Consider the following 22,125-nt stretch of genomic DNA (forward strand, 5'->3'; position numbering starts at 1 on the left):
AGCCGTGGGAGCTCCGAAAAATGAACCAGATCTATTCTATTGTAATGCCTGCACTAAATTTTGCAAGTTCGATTGCATCAGGTTCAAGTAGGTAATGCCAGCCTTCTCTTGCTCCTTCGTCAATCCTTCCAGCGGGTTAAGCACCATTGTCTCTACCTTTGCTTCGTTCGCAAGCATTACGGCGAGCTGATCCGATACAAGCTCCTCGAAGAAGATATACTTCACGTCATTTTCCTTGACGAATTTCGCAATCTTAAGAATATCCTGCGCTCTTGGTTCGGCGTCGGGATTAAGCCCCATAATGGATACCTGCGTCAATCCGTAATCTCTGGCCAAGTAACCGAAGGCTTGGTGGGATACGACGATATTTTTTTGTTTCACGGCGCCAAGCTTCTCCGCGTAGTCCTTATCCAGCGTCGTCAACTTGCCATGGAGCGCCGTATAATTTTGTTCATAGACTGCAGCGTTATCGGCGTCCGCGGCAATCAGACTGTTCTTTACATTCTGCGCCAAGACAAGCACGGACTTCGGACTTACCCAGGTATGCGGATCAATAGCGTGGTGATGCTCATCCTCATGGGAGTGGTCGTGAGAATCCTCGTCCTCGTCCTCTTCGCCTTCGATCAGATCGATTCCCTCGCTCATAGCTTTGACTATGACGTCGCTGTCTCCGGAGAGGCCCTTCGTGAAATCTTCGACCCAAGTCTCAAGCCCGGCTCCATGGTACAGAAACAGCTTCGCTTTCGACGCCTTGTTCAGGTCTTGGCTCTTGGGCGTCCAGTCATGCGGCTCTACGCCGGACGAGATCAGGTTCGTCACCTCGACATGCTCTCCCCCGATCTCCGAGGTCAAATAATAAAGCGGATAGAAACTTGTCACTACGGACAGCTTTTCAACCTCAGGCGCTGCGGAAGCCGGCTGATTGATTGCTGTGTTATTGGCTGCCGCATTGCCATTATTATTGCCTGCACAGCCCGCGATAACCAGCATTGCGGATAACATGGCAGCAGCTATTGGACGGAAGGGACGTTGCGAATGGGATAGTTTCATAGTATTGTTTCTCCAATCCTCTTAATAGTAATCGTTATGATTACTTTTAGAATTATAAGTCCGTAAGATCGAAGTTGTCAATATCATTTCCCATGATTACAAAAAAAAGCCGTTCCTACCTATCGAGTAAGATAGAGGAGCGGCTTTCGTTACTACTTTACAATGGCGCCATTGGGCATATTGTCAGGTACCGTCGCAAGCGTTAATTGCTCGCCTTCCGATGCAGCCAATATCATCCCTTGAGACATCTCGCCTCTCAGCTTGACCGGTTTTAGATTCGTTACGCAGATGACTTTGCGGCCGACCAGCTCCTCAGGCTTGTAGTAGCGGGCAATGCCAGATACAACCTGACGCGTTTCGTACCCGAGATCAAGCTGCAGCTTCAGGAGTTTATCCGCCTTCGGCACAGGCTCGGCAGCCAGCACTTGAGCGACGCGCAGCTCCACCTTCGCGAACTCGTCGATGCCGATCTCCGGCTTTTCGTCCGGTCGACTCGCCGCCGAAGCGTCGGCAGCTCCTGATGCTCGGTTCTCCGCCGCTGGCGTTTCAGGCGCCTTAACGCCCCCGCTCATGGATGCAGCGATAAAAGCCGCTTCGACTTCCGTCTCCAGTCTCGGGAAAAGCGGATCGCCCTTCGCGACGCGGGTGCCGCCTGGCGTCAAGCCGAATTTTTTCATGCCTTCCCAGTCCGTCAACCCGCCCGGCGAAAGACCTAGCTGCTTCCACATCTCGACCGGGGCATGCGTCAGGAATGGCTGCAGCATAATCGACACCAGACGGAGCGACTCCGCCAGATGATACATCGCGGATGCCAGTTCGCCTCGTTTGCTTTCATCTTTGGCAAGCGCCCAAGGCTGCGTTTCGTCGATGTATTTGTTCGTCCGGCTCACGAATTGCCACAGTGAAGTCAATGCAACGGAGAACTCCATGCTCTCCATCGCTTCTTCCACCTGACTGATCGTATTGGCAGCGAACTGCTGCAGCGTCTCGTCGAACGGCGTAACAATGCCAGCGAAATTCGGTACGGAGCCGTCGAAATATTTGTCGATCATCGCGATCGTCCGGTTTAACAAATTGCCCAGATCGTTCGCGAGATCGAAGTTGATCCGTTCGACGAAATTTTCGGGCGTGAACGCGCCGTCTGCGCCGAATGGCACCTCTCGCAGCAAATAGTAGCGAAGAGCATCGAGTCCGTAACGGTCAATCAGAACGACGGGATCCACGACGGTCCCCTTCGACTTCGACATCTTGCCTTCCTTCGTCAACAGCCAGCCATGCGCGAATACTTGCTTCGGCAGCGGCAGGTCGAGCGCCATCAGCATGATCGGCCAGTAGATCGTATGGAACCGAACGATCTCCTTGCCTACGAGATGAACATCCGCCGGCCAGAAACGTTCGAACGAGTCGCTATTCTCTTCGCCGTAGCCGAGCGCCGTAATATAGTTGGACAAAGCGTCGATCCAGACGTAGATAACATGTTTGGGATCGCCAGGCACTTTGATGCCCCAATCGAACGTCGTCCGTGAGACCGCGAGATCCTCAAGTCCCGGTTTAATAAAATTGTTAATCATCTCATTCTTCCGGGATTCCGGTTGAATAAAGGAAGGATTCTCTTCATAGTGCCGCAGCAGACGGTCCGCATATTTGCTCATTCTGAAGAAGTAGCTTTCCTCCTTGACTAATTCGACGGGACGCCCGCAGTCCGGACAATTGCCGCCCTCGAGCTGGCGCTCCAGAAAAAACGATTCGCAAGGCGTACAATACCAGCCTTCATAGGTTCCTTTGTAAATATCGTCCTGCTCCAGCAACTGACGGAAGATTCGTTCGACGACCGTTTTGTGGCGATCCTCCGTTGTACGTATGAAGTCATCATTGGAAATTTCGAGCTTGCTCCACAATTCCTTAATGCCGACGACGATGTTGTCCACGAATTGCTGAGGGGTCTGATCCTTCTCCTTCGCCTTGCGTTCGATCTTCTGGCCATGTTCGTCCGTACCCGTCAAGTACCATACATCGTAGCCGCGCAGACGCTTATACCGCGCCATTGCGTCCCCTGCCACAGTCGTATAGGCATGGCCGATATGAAGTTTGTCACTTGGATAATAGATCGGCGTCGTCAAATAAAACGTTTTGTTGCGATTAGCCATCGAAATTCCTCCTTAGGATTGTGCTTAAAGCGAGAGTTCAAAAAGTTTGGTTTTCAGCACCGAGAAGATTGGATGCAGGTAGAAACTGAGGAGCGGAGCGTAGTGGAAGCTACGTGAGCACCGGAAGTTTCGCCTGAATTCAATATTCGATGTCGAGTAGGCTTCTTGGCATACTTCGTGATCAAAAGCGGACTTTTTGAACATCCTATTGAAACGCAAAAAAGCCTCGTCCAATATGGGACGAGAGCTGATCTCACGTGGTACCACCCAAATTCCAGCCGATGCTGCAGCGGGTGCGCCCGATATTCCATCGAACCTCCGCCTACTTGTCATCAACTGCTTCATTCGCCGTCACTGAGGGACGACTGGCGCCGTTAACGCTTGCGCATGCGTCACTCCCTTGCCTGGTCCATGTCCAAGCTCGAAAGCGATGCCTCCCGGACCATCTTCCAGCGTCTCCCCTTGCCGGCTCGCACCGTTTATGCCCGGCTCTCTTGGAAGGCTCCCCGCTGTACTTATCCATTCGCTGGCAATGCTGATATGATGCTACTATACTCAAATTCGCCATGCTCTGTCAAGAACGCACTCGCACAATCGCGTCAGGCCATCGCTGAAGGCATGAAGCTACTGCGCGCCCTTGCCTTGATGTCGTACCGCCGGCTCCGGGACCGGATCAAAACCGCCGGGATGGAACGGATGACATTTCGCGATTCTTTTTGCAGCCAGCCAGCTCCCTCGCGCAGCGCCATGGCGCTCAATCGCTTCCAGCGCGTAAGCCGAGCAGGTCGGATAGAACCGGCAAGTCGGCGGCTTGAGAGGCGAGATCACCTTCCGGTAGAACACGACAGGCGCCTTGACGACGGCCTGCGACCAACGCCTGTTCTTCCTTGTTGCCGTTGTCTCGTCGTTGCCGCTGTCGGAATTCATGGCTAGTCCTCCTTAACCCTGTGCGGCTGCATCTTCCTGAACGCATGTCTTGCAATATCCAAATACTTCGAACTTATGCTTAACGACGCGGAATTCGTCCGGAACAACCGTCTGCTCCATAGGGCAGTAAGTAATGGGATAAGTCAGCCCGCACTGCAAACAAATGAGATGGTGATGATGCTCATGCTCGCGGCAATGCAACTTGAACTTGACGCCTTCTTCAAAGACGACCTGCTCCAGCACACCCAATTCTTCCATTACCCTCAGATTCCGATAGACCGTATCGAAGCTAAGTCCGGAATACTTTTTGCACATGTATTCATAGACGTCCTTAGGAGATAGATATCCCGGCGAATCTGCGAACAGCTTTGCCAGCGTCTTTCTTTGATCCGTTACCCGCAGCCCTTGACTGGACATGCGTCCTACAATTTCCTCTACTGTATGCATAGTTGACCCTCCGACTCTTAGAGTGCATGTTCAAAAAGTTCGGTTATCAGTACCGAGAAGATTGGATGAAGCTAGAACCTGAGGAGCGGAGCGTAGTGAAAGCTACGTGAGCACCGGAAGGTTCGGCTGAATTCAATATTCGACGTCGAGTATGCTTCTAGGATGACTTCGTAATGGGAAGCGAACTTTTTGAACGACCTCTTAGAGGTGATCCATCTCGGGTGAGATGACTTTAAACTTCAAGTTGCGCTATCTTCATAATGCCCAAAAAAAAGACTCCCGTCAATGAGAGCCCTATCCGTTCAATCTCATATTAATAAGGAAGCTGGCGCACATCGCGACAAAACCGACCCCACTGGCCATGCCGGCCCATAATCTTCCGCGCCTCAGCTTCGTCATCTTCCCCGCGTCCGCACCTTGCTGAGCCGCCATCGTGCATGCGCGATGAACGAATAGGAATGTGATTAAAGCCGCTACAAAAAATAGATTCGATACAAACCATACCGCAGTCCAGAACACGTCATAGCCCCCGATTTACAAATACCACTTATTGAGAATAAACATAAAAACAACAAAGCTCACGATCGCTCCCGCGAAGCTGTACCAACCCGCTCGAAACTGCTGCTGGAACATACGCAAGATCCCAAAGCTGAGCAGACCGAATATTAAAAGCAGGAATACAACCCCCAATATGAACAGGGATGCGGATACGCTGCTGACATCTACCAACGTCACCGACGACACTCCTTATAACGGTTGCAAAAAGTCCGCTTTCGGTCTTTTTGAACTCGCATTTATTATACCAACATATACACATATGACATTATACGAAATTGCGATTCTATTATCCAGTCCGATTGCAGGGCAAACTCCGTCGATTTGGTGACAATTTAGTCCAAGTTTCCTCCATTACCACCGAATGTAATGCTCCATATATTGTTTCGAAGCTCTGCGCTTGCGGAGTTTGATGTACAAGATGCCGCTTTTCACTGCCGCCTGGCATATCTTCGGCTGCACCAGCACGGGCAGCGGAACCATCGTACGACTCCCGCTTTCCCGATCTACGATACGCAGACGGTCCTCCCGCACATATAGTCCGATATCTCCTCTTCGCGCTCCCGGAGGGAGCCGGAATTGTACCGTGATCGAATGTTCGGTTTCCGTAATGCCGGGCGTATCCTTCCCTTTCATGACTTCCGATGCTTCCGGCAATGCCTTCGTCATCAAACCGCGAACGAATTTCTCGACCCAATCCGGTTCGCGGATTACCTCGAAGCCCTTGGGCAGATGCTGCCCTTCCATCCATCTCTCCAGCTCTTCCCATCTCGATGCCATAAAGTCCTCATCCTTCCGCACGCAGTCTCTGCTCACATTGTATGCGGCACCGAGATACATGGACACTTGCCCAGCGGTAACGTCTGGGCGAATGCCGCATACAATAATCCATATCAATGTCTAATATGGAAGGTGATATGACATGCCAGCAGTTGTCGGTTTTGTAAAAATCGTCAGCACGGGAGGCGGCTCCATCGTCCAGTTCGGAGATACTGTACAGGTGTCTCCTTCAAGCACCTCCAAGACGTATGCCGGTTCTGGCTCCTTCTTGACCGGAAGCTTGACGAATTCGAACAATGCGGTCAGCGCAACGAATTCGGTTGATCCCGATATTCAGGACAATACGAATGTCCCTAACGGAGTCAATATCGTATGAGTTGGACCATTCATCAGTACATTACGATCCATTCTCTGCACGTCGACAGCCTATCGAACAGCTCCGTGCTGCAGGTAGGCAGCGCCGGCGCCATTCGATCCATGTCCCAGCTCTACAATTCAGGCGGTTTCTCTGGCCCCGCCCCCGAGCTGTCTACGGATAATCCGCTATCTTTTGTGCCGCTGCCAAGACCAGATCATTCGTAATAAACAAAGGGAGGCTCATTGCGATGAAAGATCCGAACGAATTGAATCCGTGGCATGTCTGGTCGGCCGAAGTCAGTCGGAGACTACATCAGCAGCAGCTTCAGATCGAACGGCTCGAGGCGCAGCTCTCCCAACTTCAAAACAAAATTAGCATGCTGGAGGCGAAGCCCTCCTACAATGTCGAGAGCATTCAGTACCGCTTCGATCAATTGAAAGTAGAGCGGCTGGAAGGTACGCTTAATATCGGCATGACGCTGCCAGGCGGCGAAGCCGCCGACTCCCCGACGGGAACGGGCGAGGTCGAGCAATTTACCGTTGGGGACGAACCGAATTATTATCCTGTCCAGCAGCCTATGGCAACCCAGCAAGCGGAAGGTCCGTTTCGCGCTTTGACCGGCCGTCTTGACGGCTACATGGCTTCCGAAGGAGAACGCCGCCTGCTAAGTCAAGAGATGGAGCTTGGCATGCAGCTTGACCCGCATCACCGCCGTATAGTGCTGGAGGATGTTCGCAAGCAGCTGCCGGGCAGAATCAAACATTACATCAATCAGCTGTCGAAAGAAGAGCAGGAGAAACTGAGCAGTCCTGGCGCCATGACGGAACGTATCTTCGAGAGGACGAAGCGGGATGCCGAAGCCGCGATCGGCGCTTATATGCGCCAATTGAAAGACACTTACCCCCAATCGGAAGGATGATCCGACATGGTAAATTTCACTGTTCATAACCATCAGCTGTGCGTAGGCCGCATCGAAGTGCTCGGCATCGCCAGCTCCTCGCTCTTGCAGGTAGGCGACACGAGCCGCATGGCGTTGTATTCGATGTTCGATACGCCGCCAGAATCCGTTATCGTCGGATCCATGGCTCCACTGCCTGAACCCGAGGGCGCCGAAGCGGCAGTCGGCGAGACGACTGTCACAGATTTTCTATGAAGTTTTCCAATCGCAGCTCGGAATGTTTTCCTGTCCGCACCTCGGAGATTGCCTTCGTCAATGTCATCAGTCTGGCGTCCGCGTCCATCGTACAGATAGGCGATCGCGGCTCGACGCACGCGAAGCTCAGTGCGCTGGCCGTGCAGCGCAAAGAAGATCATTCCACAGCGGGAGAAGCTTACTTCGAGTCCTACGATATTTTTTCGCGCCCGTGGCCCATTATGTCTGACTCTTGGCTACAATCCGGTCAACCCGACAACTTGAACAGTTGCAATCACTCCCCTCGTATCTCCGTGGGATGCGTCAGCGTGATTGCGCTCAGCTCCTCCTCCAGTCTTCATGTCGGCAATAGCTACTCCGTTGTCGGCGAAGCCCGGGTTAAACATATAAGGCAATTCCCTCAGGATATGACGATCATGTAGCCAAAAGACGCCCTTTCGCCAGCGATGACTGTGCGAAAGAGCGTCTTTTGTTCATGAACCCTGACTCAGCTTCTTGTATTTTGCCGCGTATTTGCAGACGCTCTGGACGACCGTGGCATGCGACCACGTAAGCGGTGCGACCGACAGCGGCGATCCGTCATAAGGATTCAGCTGTTCAGGCAGCAACCCGCTCTGCAGCGCATGATTCGCGACCCATTGGAGCGTCTCCTTTGGTCCGCGCAGATCCTCCAGCGACTTCGCCGAATCAATCTCGAAGTTGGCCACCCACAGCGTACAGATAATCCATGGATTGCCAGGTACTTTGTCGATCTCGCCGGACTGCTGGAAATAATAGTCGTTGGTGTACCGCGCGATCCCTCCGATGTCGGTCCGGACACTAAGTCCTTCCTTGATGGCCAGCATCGTCTTGATTACACGCTCATCTTCTACGGGCAGAACGCCGAAGTCCAACACGCCGAACAGGCTGCTCTCCAGCGTCATATCCTTCACCCAGCGATTGTCTTTCTGAATGAGTCCCCGCGCGAATCGCCCGCTCTCCTCATCCCAGAGATGCTCCAGCATCCCTTCTTTGATCCACTTCGCCCGCTGCTTGAGATGGTCGCTGCGCTCGTAATCGCCGAATAAATCCGTAAAGTGAGCCGCCGCCATAAGACCTCCGTACACGGAGGCTGCCGTATACGTCCATATGCCGTATCGTTCTTCCCAAAGATCATAACTTGGCTTCGGCAAGGCGAGCGTCGGCTCGACATAATCGCTTAAAAATGCAGCTGCTTTGCGAATCAGGTTGCTGTATAACGACTGTGGCAGCTCGATAACGCCATTGCGCTTGTAATCTTGCCACAAAGCGAACAGGACTAGCGCCGTTTCGTCCTCCTGGATGGGCAGCCTCCTGCTTCCCTGCACAATGTAAGGATGCCAGCTTGAGCCGACCGTTCCGTCCGGATTGTATTTGTGATACAGATACCCTTCCGGCGACAGAGCCGTTGCGCAGAAGTGGAAAAATGGCGCGATAACGCTCTGGTATCCCGCCATCGACATTGCATCGGCAATCAATGCGCCGTCACGAGGCCACATATAGCTGTAGTGATCGCGGTTGTACTGAAGAATGTCGGTATCGTTGGCGGCCAAAATCGCTCCGCGCTCATCCGTTTGCGTGCGGACTAGCAGCAAGCTCTGCTGAAACAGCTTGGTTACGTCAGGCGGCAGATCGCCCAGATCCGACTCCGCCCTGCTCAGCCAATGGTTCCAATAGACGACGATCCGGCTTAACAGCTTCTCGGGGTGATTGTCCTGGACGTACTGGTTAAGTTCTTTGACTACCTCCAGGTTTTTTCCCACCGACATCCAATAATAGAAGGTTTTCTCGCCATGTCCTTCAACCACCGACCGGAGGCTGATTGTGCTGTCGACCGAACCTTGAGCGATCGTGTTGCCCATGAGGCTGCCGTCTTCCGCGTCCCTCCAAGTCCCCTCGGCGGACTGGAACCGTTTGATGCCGGTCGAATACTGCATAATGCCTCCCTCGTCGGAGGAACCGTTGAACATAAAATAATTAGAGCGTTTGTAGTGATACAACGTGTGGTTCTCGGGATAATAAACTGCCGTGTCGCCCACTTCTGAGCCCTCGATCATAAGATCCTGATGGAAAAACAACCGCACTTCGCGTCCATCCTGACGTTTGTTCCGGACGACAATACGTTTAATATAGATGCATTCGCGCTGGTGGATGCCATCGTTGATATGCAGCTCCACTCCGAGCCGTTCGTTCTTCGCCGTAATGTTAGTGACCAGGGATTCTTGTATATAGTCAAGCGTAATATGCCACTCCGAATCGTCCAGCCACGAAAATTGACCGTCCACCCATATGCCGAAGCGGCAATAATGGCCGCCGACATGATTCAGTTGTCCAATATACGGATAATAGATATCTCGAATATAACAATTACGATCAAGGTTCAGCAGCATTTTGCCGTTGCCGATTACTAGATGACGGGCCATGGTTCGTTCTCCTTTCGATGCGCGGCAAGCTCTGTGTAAACGTCCATGTAAGCCTTCGCGGATACATGCCAGCTATAATCGCTGCGGGCGCCGTTCTCGATAATCCTCTTCCAGGTCTCCTCCTCCCGGTAAAAGGCAAGAGCCCTTCTCACAGTGTACAGATAGTCATGGGCGTTATAGTTGGCAAAGGTAAAACCGTTGCCTTCGCCAGTATATTCGTTGTAGGCATGGACCGTGTCCCGAAGCCCTCCCGTCTCCCTCACGACAGGTACGGATCGATATCGAAGCGCCAGCAGTTGGCTGATGCCGCATGGCTCGAACTTCGAGGGCATTGCAAATAGGTCAGAGCCGGCGTAAATTCTGCGCGCCATCCGGTCGCTGTAACCCAACCAGATCGCCATCTTTTCCGGATAACGCCGTGCCGCGTCCAGGAACAGCTCCTCGTATTTCCGATCTCCCGCACCCAGCACGACAAGCTGGACTTCCTCCTGCAGCAGCTCATCCAGCGTTGCGGCTATGAGATCAAAGCCCTTTTGCTCCACCAGCCGCGATACAATCCCGATCATCGGGATATCCGCCGATTCGGGCAGTCCCAGCTCGCGCTGCAGATCGATCTTGTTTTTGCGCTTGCGGCCGATGGAGTTGCGATACGGCGTATGCAACGCGTCGTCGTTCATGGGATCGAACAGTTCCAGATCGATGCCGTTCACGATGCCGCGCAGATCTTCTTGCCTGTACCGAAGCACGGAGTCCAGATGCTCGCCGTAATACGGAGTCTGAATCTCGTGTGCATACGACGGGCTGACCGTCGTCAGCTTGTCCGCGAACTCCAGCGCGCCTTTTAAGCAACTGGCTCCTCCACGGTGGGCGAGTCCATCCCAGCCGAACAGCTCCTCCCCGGCACCTGTCAGCTCCTTGAGCACCTCTGCGCCGAACAACCCCTGGTACATCAGGTTATGTATCGTGAACACCGACTTTACATAAGCCCACGAAGGATCGAACGCGTATCTGGTTCTTAGCAGAAATGGAATCAGCCCCGCCTGCCAATCGTGACAATGAACGATATCGGGTTTGAAATCCAGGTGCCGCGCCGATTCCATCACGGCAAAGCAATAGAAAACAAATCGTTCCGCATCATCGCCATAACCATATAATCCTTTGCGCCTAAAATAAAATTCGTTGTCAATCAAATAGTAGCTGATGCCGTCGATCGTCGCCTTCTGCAAGCCGCAATATTGATTGCGCCAACCGAACGGCACCTGAAACTCGGCGATCAGCTGAAATTGCTCGACATAACGCGTCGGAATTTCCTCGTATTTCGGCAGTATGACCCTCGCGTCGGCACCGTACCTGGCCAATGCCTTGGGCAGAGCTCCCGCGACATCGGCCAAGCCGCCGGTCTTCGCCAGCGGTACAGCCTCCGAAGTTGCAAACAGAATGTTCATCTCTCCCCAACCTCCACTATATGGTGGTTTAAAAGTCCGCTTACCATTACGAAGTATCTCAGGATGCCTACTCGACGTCGAATATTGAACTCAGCCGAACCCTCCGTTTCTCACGTAGCTCTGCTACGCTCCGATACTCGGTTTCTAGCTTCGTCCAATTTTCTCGGTACTGATAACCAAACTTTTAAACTTCTATTTAGATGTGGTTTAAAAGTCCGCTTACCATTACGAAGTATCTCAGGATGCCTACTCGACGTCGAATATTGAACTCAGCCGAACCCTCCGTTTCTCACGTAGCTCTGCTACGCTCCGATACTCGGTTTCTAGCTTCGTCCAATCTTCTCGGTACTGATAACCAAACTTTTAAACTTCTATTTAGATGTAGTCCAAAAATCCGCTTCTCATTACGAAGGATCTCAGGGAGCCTAAACGTCGTCGAATATTGAACTCAGCCGAATCTTCCGTTTCTCACGTAGCTCTGCTACGCTCCGATACTCAGTTTCTAGCTTCGTCCAATCTTCTCGGTACTGAAAAGCGAATTTTTGAACCTTTATTTAAAGTTTCGAGCCAAACCTTATTGAAAGTTACGAGAGACAAACCTTAAATGATTTTGCGTTTGGCCGCCATAAAAGGCGATGCGCCTGCGCCGCGGATATCGCGGCCTGCCTCGACTCGCACGTCCTTGTCCATGATGCTGTACTGAACAAAGCTTCCTTGGCCTACATACCCGTTCTGCATAATGATGCTGTCCTTTACGACAGCGCCCTTCTCAACATGAACGCCTCGGAAAATAACGCTGTTCTCCACCGTGCCTTCGATCCGGCAGCCGTTTGCGATCAGCGAGCCCGTCACCCTGGAGCCTGCCGAATAACGTGTAGGCGGCTCGTCTTTGACCTTCGTATAGACAGGTCCGGGCATAAAGAACAATTCCTTCCATACATTCTGGTCCAGCAGGTTCATGCTGTGTTGATAATAGCTCGCCAGCGTATTGACAACGCCAAGATAACCTTCATGACGGTAGCCGAATACACGCAGTTGACCAAGCCTGGAAAAGATAGCATGGCGTACAAGATGATCCTGGCCTTGAGCCAGGGACGTCTCTACCAGATCCATCAGCAGATCCTTGCGCATAATATACATCTCCATGGAGCTGATATTGCTCTCCAATCGCCCGAAGTGCTCCTGAATTTCCGTTACGCGCCCATCGGCATCCAGCTTCACCTTGCGCGATTTGCCCAGCGCGGGGCCATCATGCTCCTTGCAAACAACCGTAATATCGGCCTCCTGCTCCTGATGGTAAGCCAGCACCCTCTCGAAGTCGATGTTGCATACCATATGGCTGCGCGCGATGACGATATAATCTAGCGAAGAACGATTGAAATAATCGCGTTGTTGATAGAAATGGTATAAGTCCCCTCGGCTAACCTCAAGCAGATCGTCCGTCAGCGGCGGCAAGATGAACAGTCCGCTCTGGCGATGCTGCAAGTCCCAATGCTTGCCGGAGCCGAGATGATCCATAAGGGACCGGTATTTCGTATGGGCGAAGACGGCCACCTTGCTGATGCCGGAATTGACCATGCTGGACAATGCGAAATCGATTAGACGATATTTGGCGCCGAACGGTACGGTTGCGAGACATCTGCCCTGCGTAAGCGGCCCCAACTCGTCATTTTCGTGAATCAGGTTGATAACGCCAAGGATGCGATGTTTCATGTAGGCTCCACCTCCAGCACCATATGATCGTTCGTCACATATTGTTCTACCGCTACAACCGTTATGGCATCGTCTTCCGGAGTTCCTATAACCGCGCCGGCTTGTATGACGGCTCCTTCGCCGATAATAGAGCGATAGATCCGCGCCCCCTTGCCTATTCGGACATTGGGCATGATCACGGATTCGCTTATGATCGACCCGACCTCCGCCTGCACTCCGTAGAAAAGCACGGAACGATCTACTTCTCCTTCAATAACGCAGCCTTCGGAAACGACGGACGAGGTGACGACTGCATCCGCGGATGTAAACTGGGCGGGACGATTGGGATTAACCGAATAAATACGCCAGTCAGAATCGTAAAGATCCAGAGGCGGCTCCTCGGCAAGAAGATCCATATTGGCCTCCCATAGACTCTCGATTGTGCCGACATCCTTCCAATATCCCTTAAACGGAAAAGCATGCAGTTTGCGCCCTTCGCGCATCATCGCAGGAATAATGTCCTTGCCGAAGTCGTGGCTGGAATTCCGGTTCGCTTCATCGTAGATCAGATGTTTTTGCAGCGTCTTCCAGGTGAAAATATAAACGCCCATCGAGGCGATATTGCTGGTCGGATTTTTTGGCTTCTCCTCGAAAGCGGTAATGCGGTCCTCGTCGTCGACATGCATGACGCCGAAACGGCTTGCTTCCTTCCAGTCGACCTGAAGTCCGGCAATCGTGATATCCGCGCCGCTGCGCTTGTGATGCTGCAGCATGTGATCGTAATCCATCTTGTAGATGTGATCGCCGGATATGACCAACACGTATTCGGGATTATAACGTTCTATAAATGCCATGTTCTGATAGATGGCGTTGGCCGTGCCTTTGTACCAGACTCCGCCCTTTTGCTTCACATACGGCGGCAAAATGGTCATTCCTCCGTCGCGGCGATCAAGTCCCCAGGGACTGCCGATGCCAAGATAACGATTCAGCTCCAGCGGCTGATACTGCGTCAGCACCCCTACCGTATCGATGCCGGAATGAGCGCAATTGCTTAAGGTAAAATCGATGATCCGGTATTTTCCTCCAAAGTAGACGGCGGGTTTTGCCAAATCCTTGGTCAACACGCCTAATCGTTTTCCCTCGCCTCCAGCAAGCAGCATTGCAATCATTTCTTTACGGACCATGGACACCAGCTCCTTGTCAAAGTGTGTCCCCCGGCAATGGAGTAAGCAATAGGAATGTAAGTGGGGGGAGTTGAATCGAGATGCTTTGGTCGCGGCCATGCCAAGCGACGTCTTCCGTGATGCAGCAAACTTCTTCAGAACCGCCGTTACCGCCGAAAAACCATGCGCTGCTGTTCATGACGACTGCGTACCGCCCCGGCTCCGGCATGCCTATTCGATAATTCGGATAATTCTGATTCGAGAAGTTGATCACGATCACACTACAAGTCTCATACCCATATCGGATATAAGTTATAACAGACTGAGCGGCGTTATTGACGTCGATCCAGCCAAAACATTCGGGATCTCTATCGCGTTCCCAGAGGGATGGCAGCTTGCGGTAAGTATGGTTAAGCGTCTTGACGTATTCCAGCATGCTGCGATGCGAATCGTATTCCAGCACCATCCAGTCGAGCATGTCCTGGTCTTTCCACTCATCGAATTGCCCCCATTCGCCCCCCATGAACAAAAGTTTTTTGCCGGGGTGGGTCATCCAATAACCGTAGAACAGACGCAGTTGAGCGAATTTTTCCTCATAAGTGCCAGGCATTTTGTCAAGCAAGGAATGTTTGCCGTGCACGACCTCGTCGTGAGACAACGGCAACACATAGTTTTCAGAGAAGGCGTACCAGATGGAGAAAGTTATTAAATGATGATGATGTGGGCGTTCCGACGGATGTAAGGACATGTAGCGAAGACTGTCGTTCATCCAGCCCATATTCCATTTGAAATTAAAGCCAAGGCCTCCCAGGTAGGTCGGCGATGTAACGGCTGGCCATGCGGAAGAATCCTCCGCGAGCATTAATGTATCGGGGTAATAATGAAACACCGTTTCATTCAATCGTTTGAGGAACCTCAGAGCATCCAGATTGTCTCTGCCGCCATGGGCATTGTAAGTACGCATATGAGCCGGTTTGTCCATATGCAGATTAATCATATTCGCGACTGCGTCGACGCGCAGTCCGTCGATGTGAAACACGTCCATCCAGTAGATCGCGTTCGAAATCAGAAAGCTCCATACCTCGTGCCTGGAATAATCGAATGCAAGCGTACCCCAGAGCGGGAGCTCGGCACGGTTGCTGTCGGCGCCTTCATAGAGCGGCGTGCCGTCGAAGAGACGAAGACCGTGATCATCCTTGCAAAAGTGTCCGGGCACCCAGTCCAGGATGACTCCTATTCCGTTTCTATGACAAGCGTCTACTAGCTTCTTGAGCTGCAGAGGGGTACCGTAACGGCTGGTAGGACTATAGAAGCCGGTCACCTGATACCCCCAAGACTGGTCGAGCGGGTGCTCCGCGAGCGGCATCAGTTCAATGTGCGTATAACCGAGTCCGGCTACATAGGGCACAAGATCCTCCGCAAGCTCTTCGTAAGTGTAATAATATTCTTTTCCTTTGATCTTCCATGACCCAGCGTGGGCTTCGTAAATTAACAATGGGCGATCGTACGGCGACTTCGTTTTCTTTTGCTCCATCCAGGCAGCATCATCCCACGTATAACCGTCGTTATCGACCACGATCGAAGCCGTGCCTGGTCTGCGCTCGGAGTAAAATGCATAAGGGTCTGATTTGCGCGCCACTTCGCCATTCGGCGTGACCAACTCATACTTGTAGAGCTCGCCAGGCCGCAATTCCGGAACGAACAACACATGTATGCCCGTCGTGCCGTGTTTCTTCATCCGGTGTGACTTCCCATTCCATTCGTTGAACTCTCCGATGATGCGTACTTCGGTTGCGTTCGGCGCCCAAACCGCAAAGCGAACGCCTTGTTTGCCGCTCACCGTCATCGGATGGGCTCCCATAAACCGATAGCTATGGTAGGCTGTCCCCTGATTAAACAGGTATATGTCTTCCTCGGACAAGCCCAAGCGCATCGTTGCCACCATGTGCAGCATCACCCCCTAGGAAGAAATATACGTTTATTATACATCGTTAATTGGAAAAGAAATAGTAGATTTTCATATAACATTACTTCGAAAAGGAAGTGTGCGTCAAAAAACCTCACCATTCGACGTAATGTTTACGAAAACTACATATGCGAGGTTTGCCTCACTCGATAAATGTAGTAATGTTTGGGACATAGTCCTTTCGTAATTGCGGGGTTGGTGCAATTAACCCAGTTGCATATCGTCACTTTCCTGACACGACGAGGTCTGACCATATAAGGATCGCCATGACGAAGCAGCCGTTGGTGATGCATGGAGCATAATCCTTTTGCTTTGAGTGGTTTTAAACAGTTTTCTATGCTGCAGTTTTCCATTATTGTTCCTCCTGTTCCACATCATGCCAGATTTTTCCTGGCAAGCAACATTTGGGGCACGTCCGAACTATTGCTTCCGAGCCGGGTTTTGAAGTACACGATATGTAGACTTTGACGCGGAAGTAGACAGAAACGGAGACAGCTTGCCGGCGCTGATCAGATGGAGCGCATGCATAGCCCGCGTGCAGGCTGTATAAAACAGCTTGCGCTCGGATTCCTTGCTGTATGCCGCATCGGAAGCATCGCTGATCACTACCGCATCGAACTCCACCCCTTTGGCCAGATAAGAAGGTATGACAAGCAGCCCCTTCTCGAAGGTAGCCGTATTTTTGCCGACTAATAGAAGCTCGGGAATCAATGGCTTCAGCGCTTCGAATACCGACTTGCTCTCGGCTGCCGTCTTGCAGATCACCGCGCAGGATGCCAGACCGCGCTTCTTCCACTCCTCCAGCTTCTCCCGTATGGCTGCAAGGCGTTCTCCTTCATCCGGTACAATAGACAAGCTTGGCAATTCGCCATCCCGGTTGAACGGCACGATATCATGCTCCTCGCCAATAATATAGCTAGTAAACTCCACGATTTGGCGAGTGGAACGATAACTGCGATGCAGTTCAATCCGCTCTGTCTCTTCGGGACCGAACAACGATTCTAGCCCCTGGAATACGACACCTTTGCCCGAATACGCGAAGATCGCCTGATTGAAGTCGCCTAATACGGTGAAGCGGCTATTGGGAAATATTCGCTTCAGATATGCGTACTGGAAGGCGGAATAATCCTGTGCTTCGTCCACGAACACATGTTTGACGGTCGTATTCGTATGGAACCCCTCCAGCTTTTCCTTCAAGTAGAGATATGGCGTGGCATCTTCGTAAGACATGACCCCATTGTCCAATTGCTCCAATGTTTGCCGGCAAATGTCCTCCCAATCCGCCGACACCTCTTTAGGACTCTCCTGTTGGAACAAAGTCCGGTACATAGCCGGAATATCAAGAAATTTGAGAGCCTTCGTCCTGCGCCGCAGCTTCTTGAATTTCTCTTGAACGACCATGCCGGCCAAATATTCCTTCTCCGAATCGAAATCCGAAAACGATTGATCGGTATATTTATTTTTGCGCTTCAGCTCTTGATAGGCCTCCAAGTAGGCATCCGAGTCAAGGAGCTCAATCGCATCCAGTACCCAACGTTTTTTGCGCTCCTTTTTCCCCCGTGCAGTCAGCTCCTTCAGCAGCCAGCCTGCGAGGTTTCGAATACGATTCGGTATCGACACGGAAGGGTCGAGCTCATAAAAGCGGCGTTCCATCTCTTCCTTGGAGATCAGAGCGCGCCCTCTAAACATGATCGGGGAGAAGACAATACCCGAGCTGCCAAGGGAATCTGCGTAGTTGTCTATAAGGCCCATGAAAGACGTGCCCGACTTGAAGCTTATGTTCGCCATGCGAATTCGATTGCCTTCTTCGTCCTGTTGGGACAACAACCTTTCCATGCCCGTAAAAGGATCCTCGAGCTCGAAATCCCGGCCAATTCTATGCTCTAAATATTGTTGATAAGTGGTTTGTGCCATATTCTGCTCGCCGAGCTCGGGGAGTACGGTCGAGATATAGCTATTGAACATAGGGTTAGGCGAGAACAAAACGATCTGCTCCGCGTTCAGGCTGCCGCGATATCGATAGAGCAGATAAGCCACTCGCTGCAGCGCAGCCGATGTTTTGCCGCTGCCGGCAGCTCCCTGCACGACAAGCAGGCGAGCCTTCTCGTTGCGGATAATTCTGTTCTGTTCGCTTTGAATCGTCGCTACGATGCTCTTCATCTGTGCATCTGACTGCGCGCCAAGAACTTCCTGCAGCAGTTCGTCGCCGATCGTGACGCCCGTATCGAACATGCTTCGTATGACGCCGTTCCGGATGACGAATTGCCGTTTGAGCGTCATTTCGCCTTCGACTGTTCCTCCTGGCGTCTCATAACGTACAGGCCCGGGACCATAATCGTAATAAAGACTTGATACCGGAGCCCGCCAATCGTAGATCAAATAATGTTCTCCCGACTTATCCATCAGCGAGCCGATGCCGAGATAGATGCTGTAAGTCTTTGAAGAAACACCGCCGTCATCCACAAGGTCGATTCTTCCGAAGTATGGCGACCTCGCTAACCGCTTAAGCGTACCCAGCTGTTCTTCCATATGGCGGAAGCTGCGCTCCCGCTCCGACATCAGCTCTGCTTGCTGCTTCATGCTGGCGTAAGTCTCCGCAGTCTCGGCGGAGTCCTCGAAGTTAACTGTCACATCATCCCAGAAGTTGCGTCTAATATCAACAATTTCGCCGCGCACGCCGCCTGTCCGGCCCTCAAGCTCTTTGATCCTGTCCGCAATAATGACGCTTATGTCATTTACGCGAGCTTGCTCTTCCTGATGATCAGGGTGTAGATTGGTATTCGACATAAGTGCCTCCTTGTTTCATTAATCCGATATCATCAATCATTATTCTTCCAGAGTCTGTCAATAACTTAAACGTTAACGAATCCAATTGCTCCGGCAATACCAATTTCCCGCTTTCGTCCTCCGCCTTAAATTGATTTAGAGGAATAATAAAGGACTGAAATACGGCTTCCGCGGATTCTTTGTACTTATTATCTTTAACCGTTCTTTCCATGGGGCCAAACACCATAAAGGATGTATAGAAGGGCGGCTGTACGGGGATGAGCTCCTCCAGCCTCATCGTCCATACTGTTCCTTCACGGTCCCGTGCCTCCAGCTCCAGCTTTGGCAATGGGGGAAGCTTCTGGTCCCTTGAAAGCTGCCATTCTGAATTCGCCAATGAGAACATCAGGCTTCCATCTGCATAATCATGCAGCTTCGCTGCGGAATTCGGACGGAATTCGAACGTATATGACGCTTCTGGCTCCGACCATTCCATAAGCAGCCCTGTAGTTCCCCTTCCGTTTCCGTCCCTGTCTTTGACAGACTCCTCGCTGGCTTCCAATCCTTCCATCATCGTCCCCCGAATAATGGAACTGGAGCTTTCGAAGTCCTCTATAATAAGTGTGCCGGAGCTTTCGTACCTGTTCATGTAGCGAGTCGAACGAGGCAGCCAATCACGGCCTATTCGATAATCCTGGAACAACGCCTGGTATTCGCTGCGTCCAAACAGCGTCGCTTCGAGAAAGGCGGAAATAAATACTTTGGCAACCTGCCTCTGATCTTCTCCAGCCATTAATCCTTCTGAATTGAGGAATAAGCCGCCCGGCAGCCGCTCGTCCATTCGCCCCCAATCGGTATTGAATTGGCTGTGATTGGCGTTTGACAAGTACAATCCGGCTTTGAACAGCCCCTCGTTGTCGGAAAAGGATATTCTATTATATTGCCGATCCCCATAAAAATTATTGACGTCACCGTCTCTTGCACCCTGTATCGTCAAATAATTAACGTCGGTCAGGTGGGCAGATTCATCATCTATCCCCTTATCTGTTGGCGCTATAGCGACGACGGACTTAATATTGACATCTTCCAGCTTCTGGAGTACGTCGTCCTCCGCGAACCAGCGCTTCGCATCTGCAGCCATCGCAACCGCTTGTCCGCCTCTGGAATGGCCGATGAGCGCAATGGAATTCCAATCAATACGATCGGCGAAGATTCCCTTTTCCAGTTTATCGAGATCCTTTAGATACGAAAGATGTTGAAGCATTAGCCAGGCTCGCATCTTCATATCGTCATTGGGCAGACTGGACCAGACGGAGAAATTAAAAAAATTCGCATCGACGGATACTGCGATCATCCCTCTGCTTGCCAGAAGTTCGCCTAGATACTCGTAACCGGCGTCCGAAAAATATTCCATCAAATGATTGCCATGCACCATTAATACTAGCGGAAACGGACCGTCTCCTTGCGGCATCCATACCCGGCCATTCAACGGCAAGCTCGCCTCGTCAAAGCCCCAGAAAGCTGACTTAAGCTTTGGCCAGACTGTAATGTAGCTGGAAGCATCTACGCCCTCAGAGCGAATATCCGTTTTATCGCCAAACACTTCGCGATGCTTATCCTTCCCGCTGCCATAAGAGAACTTCAATACTTCATAAGTTCCAGACAAAGAGGGATTCGCAAGCGTAGTCTTTGACGATGGAAGAATAACACTTTCTGCTCCGTCTATAGTGCCGGATAACTCGTCGCCGGCTGTTGTCAATCGCGGCAATTCGATGGGCCAAGGAAATCCGGGCAGCAGCTGTACACATCCCAATATCGCAGCTGCAAACATGCCGGCAAACAGTTTGCCGGAAAGCCTGAATCCGGACAATCTTAACCAGCCAAGCGCCAATCCAAGCAAGACGCCCATTAACGAAAAAGCACTCCCAAATATGAGCGAAGGAACTAGCTCAAGATCGGAATAGTAAAGAATGCAATATACTTCCACGCCTACGTAAAGGACCATGGACAACAACCTGCGCGGTAACGGAATGTAGGCTATAGCGAATAGGATCGGCAGCAGAATAGCGGCTGCTATCATTCCGATCCCGTTAGCCGTAAGAAATATGAGTTGATCCAGCCATGTTCCCAGGCCGGTAGGCATTCCCTTTGCCGCTAGCGACATCGCAGCCGTGCCCAATAAAGCCATGGATCCTGTCGCATAATAAGTCAATCGATTATCCCGGCTCAGACGCAGCTTGTAACGATTTTTCATCCAGCGCAATGTTTTCTTCACCTGCTCTCCGGCAGCTGCTTTTCGTCTTGCTCACCAAGCAATAATTCCTCTACATTCCCGCTTTCCAAGCTCATGTTGATTTGACCGACAGCCAGTAGCGGCCGTCAGTCCGCTCAATGCGGATTGGGACGTCGAAAAATTGCGACATGCCTTCCGCGGTCATCAGCTTCTCCGTCCGATCGGCAGCGAATACAGTCCCGCGCTTGATCAGCAAAGAATGCTGGAAGCAGGGCAATATTTCTTCTACATGATGCGTCACGTAGATCAGCGTCGGCGGTTCCGCTTCGGCTGCGATCGAGTTGATCATGCCAAGAAGCTGTTCCCTTGCGAATATATCCAGTCCCGTGCATGGCTCGTCGAGGATGAGCAGCTCCGGCTCATTCATTAACGCTCTGGCTATGAGGACTCGTTGCCTCTCTCCTTGCGACAGCGTCTGGTAAGTGCGACTTATCAGTTTTTCGCATCCTAGCGTTTGCATAAGCGTCTTGGCACGATCGAGATCGTCATTCTTCACTTCATCGTAGACGCCGATCGTGGCATGTTTGCCGCTAAGCACGATTTGCAGCGCTTCGTCGCTGCCGTACAGCTTCTGCTGAAGCGAAGTGCTTACCCATCCAATTCGTTTGCGAAGTTCCCGCAAATCATATTCGCCGAAAGCGTGGCCGAGCACGCTGACACGTCCGGATGTTGGCCATATGTATCCATTGATCATATTAAGCAGCGTCGTTTTGCCAGAGCCGTTAAGTCCCAGCAGGCACCAATGCTCGCCGCGTTTAACTTGCCAGCTTAAATCTTGCAAGATGCTATCGTCGCCGCGTTCCCACGAAATATCCTTGATGTCGATAACCACAAAGTTGCCTCCCCATATCCTTCGTTTTTCGTTTTCATAACGAATCGGTTCTCTATTCTATCATAGCTGGATTTGCTGTCAATTGGAATTGTTCATACTTTTAAACCTCA

At 51.6% G+C, this 22,125-nt stretch carries 20 protein-coding genes; 5 read left to right on the plus strand and 15 right to left on the minus strand.

Annotated elements, in window-relative coordinates; genetic code table 11:
* Nucleotides 1-36: 36 nt before the first annotated feature.
* The 7 genes from H7F31_RS23085 to H7F31_RS23115 all read right to left on the minus strand — a co-directional run bounded on the left by H7F31_RS23085 (nt 37) and on the right by H7F31_RS23115 (nt 5,906).
* Nucleotides 37-1,050: a metal ABC transporter solute-binding protein, Zn/Mn family gene (locus tag H7F31_RS23085; protein WP_222622718.1), complete on the minus strand. Its 1,014-nt coding sequence runs from the start codon at nt 1,048-1,050 to the stop codon at nt 37-39.
* 152 nt (nt 1,051-1,202) lie between these two features.
* Entirely contained in the window at nt 1,203-3,197 is a 1,995-nt protein-coding gene (gene metG / locus H7F31_RS23090) for a methionine--tRNA ligase (protein ID WP_187100699.1), read from the minus strand.
* Nucleotides 3,198-3,821: 624 nt separating this feature from the next.
* Nucleotides 3,822-4,124 carry a membrane protein insertion efficiency factor YidD gene (gene yidD, locus H7F31_RS23095; protein WP_187100700.1) on the minus strand — a complete coding sequence of 101 codons (303 nt, stop codon included), beginning with the start codon at nt 4,122-4,124 and terminating at the stop codon, nt 3,822-3,824.
* 12 nt (nt 4,125-4,136) lie between these two features.
* Nucleotides 4,137-4,571 carry a Fur family transcriptional regulator gene (locus H7F31_RS23100; RefSeq protein WP_087567111.1) on the minus strand — a complete coding sequence of 145 codons (435 nt, stop codon included), beginning with the start codon at nt 4,569-4,571 and terminating at the stop codon, nt 4,137-4,139.
* A 294-nt stretch (nt 4,572-4,865) separates the two neighbouring features.
* The gene (locus H7F31_RS23105; RefSeq protein WP_187100701.1) at nt 4,866-5,090 is read right to left on the minus strand and encodes a hypothetical protein; all 225 of its coding nucleotides are present in this window, start codon (nt 5,088-5,090) and stop codon (nt 4,866-4,868) included.
* Between the two features lie 15 nt (nt 5,091-5,105).
* The gene (locus H7F31_RS23110; RefSeq protein ID WP_087567113.1) at nt 5,106-5,306 is read right to left on the minus strand and encodes a hypothetical protein; all 201 of its coding nucleotides are present in this window, start codon (nt 5,304-5,306) and stop codon (nt 5,106-5,108) included.
* A 174-nt stretch (nt 5,307-5,480) separates the two neighbouring features.
* Nucleotides 5,481-5,906: an Hsp20/alpha crystallin family protein gene (locus tag H7F31_RS23115; protein WP_187100702.1), complete on the minus strand. Its 426-nt coding sequence runs from the start codon at nt 5,904-5,906 to the stop codon at nt 5,481-5,483.
* A 142-nt stretch (nt 5,907-6,048) separates the two neighbouring features.
* On the opposite strand from H7F31_RS23115, the gene H7F31_RS23120 reads away from it, so the two are divergent.
* The 5 genes from H7F31_RS23120 to H7F31_RS23140 are packed head-to-tail and all read left to right on the plus strand — an operon-like array spanning nt 6,049 to nt 7,839.
* Nucleotides 6,049-6,282 carry a spore germination protein gene (locus tag H7F31_RS23120; RefSeq protein WP_187100703.1) on the plus strand — a complete coding sequence of 78 codons (234 nt, stop codon included), beginning with the start codon at nt 6,049-6,051 and terminating at the stop codon, nt 6,280-6,282.
* Nucleotides 6,279-6,488, plus strand: a complete 210-nt coding sequence (locus tag H7F31_RS23125) for a spore germination protein GerPB (protein WP_108996244.1) — start codon at nt 6,279-6,281, stop codon at nt 6,486-6,488. The genes H7F31_RS23120 and H7F31_RS23125 overlap by 4 nt, the downstream gene beginning before the upstream one ends.
* A 23-nt stretch (nt 6,489-6,511) precedes the next feature.
* The gene (gene gerPC, locus H7F31_RS23130; RefSeq protein WP_187100704.1) at nt 6,512-7,183 is read left to right on the plus strand and encodes a spore germination protein GerPC; all 672 of its coding nucleotides are present in this window, start codon (nt 6,512-6,514) and stop codon (nt 7,181-7,183) included.
* Between the two features lie 6 nt (nt 7,184-7,189).
* Complete coding sequence (locus tag H7F31_RS23135; RefSeq protein WP_187100705.1) at nt 7,190-7,417, plus strand: hypothetical protein; 228 nt, start codon at nt 7,190-7,192, stop codon at nt 7,415-7,417.
* Nucleotides 7,414-7,839 carry a spore germination protein GerPE gene (locus H7F31_RS23140; RefSeq protein WP_187100706.1) on the plus strand — a complete coding sequence of 142 codons (426 nt, stop codon included), beginning with the start codon at nt 7,414-7,416 and terminating at the stop codon, nt 7,837-7,839. The genes H7F31_RS23135 and H7F31_RS23140 overlap by 4 nt, the downstream gene beginning before the upstream one ends.
* A 51-nt stretch (nt 7,840-7,890) precedes the next feature.
* On the opposite strand, the gene H7F31_RS23145 is transcribed toward H7F31_RS23140, so the two are convergent.
* From H7F31_RS23145 to H7F31_RS23180, 8 genes are all read right to left on the minus strand, one after another.
* Entirely contained in the window at nt 7,891-9,858 is a 1,968-nt protein-coding gene (locus tag H7F31_RS23145; protein WP_187100707.1) for a glycoside hydrolase family 15 protein, read from the minus strand.
* Entirely contained in the window at nt 9,843-11,303 is a 1,461-nt protein-coding gene (gene glgA, locus H7F31_RS23150; protein WP_187100708.1) for a glycogen synthase GlgA, read from the minus strand. Before glgA ends, H7F31_RS23145 begins: the two co-directional genes overlap by 16 nt.
* A gap of 600 nt (nt 11,304-11,903) precedes the next feature.
* Complete coding sequence (gene glgD, locus H7F31_RS23155) at nt 11,904-13,016, minus strand: glucose-1-phosphate adenylyltransferase subunit GlgD (RefSeq protein ID WP_187100709.1); 1,113 nt, start codon at nt 13,014-13,016, stop codon at nt 11,904-11,906.
* Nucleotides 13,013-14,179, minus strand: a complete 1,167-nt coding sequence (locus H7F31_RS23160) for a glucose-1-phosphate adenylyltransferase (RefSeq protein WP_187100710.1) — start codon at nt 14,177-14,179, stop codon at nt 13,013-13,015. The genes glgD and H7F31_RS23160 overlap by 4 nt, the downstream gene beginning before the upstream one ends.
* 16 nt (nt 14,180-14,195) lie before the next feature.
* On the minus strand, nt 14,196-16,103 hold the full coding sequence (glgB, locus tag H7F31_RS23165) for a 1,4-alpha-glucan branching protein GlgB (protein ID WP_261800107.1): 1,908 nt from the start codon (nt 16,101-16,103) through the stop codon (nt 14,196-14,198).
* Nucleotides 16,104-16,544: 441 nt separating this feature from the next.
* Complete coding sequence (helD, locus tag H7F31_RS23170) at nt 16,545-18,911, minus strand: RNA polymerase recycling motor HelD (RefSeq protein ID WP_187100711.1); 2,367 nt, start codon at nt 18,909-18,911, stop codon at nt 16,545-16,547.
* On the minus strand, nt 18,886-21,165 hold the full coding sequence (locus tag H7F31_RS23175; protein WP_222622719.1) for an alpha/beta hydrolase family protein: 2,280 nt from the start codon (nt 21,163-21,165) through the stop codon (nt 18,886-18,888). The genes helD and H7F31_RS23175 overlap by 26 nt, the downstream gene beginning before the upstream one ends.
* A gap of 70 nt (nt 21,166-21,235) precedes the next feature.
* Nucleotides 21,236-22,015 carry an ABC transporter ATP-binding protein gene (locus H7F31_RS23180; RefSeq protein ID WP_187100713.1) on the minus strand — a complete coding sequence of 260 codons (780 nt, stop codon included), beginning with the start codon at nt 22,013-22,015 and terminating at the stop codon, nt 21,236-21,238.
* Between the last annotated feature and the right edge of the window lie 110 nt (nt 22,016-22,125).

This window comes from Paenibacillus sp. PAMC21692 (assembly GCF_014303795.1).
GTDB classification, from domain to species: Bacteria; Bacillota; Bacilli; order Paenibacillales; family Paenibacillaceae; genus Pristimantibacillus; species Pristimantibacillus agaridevorans.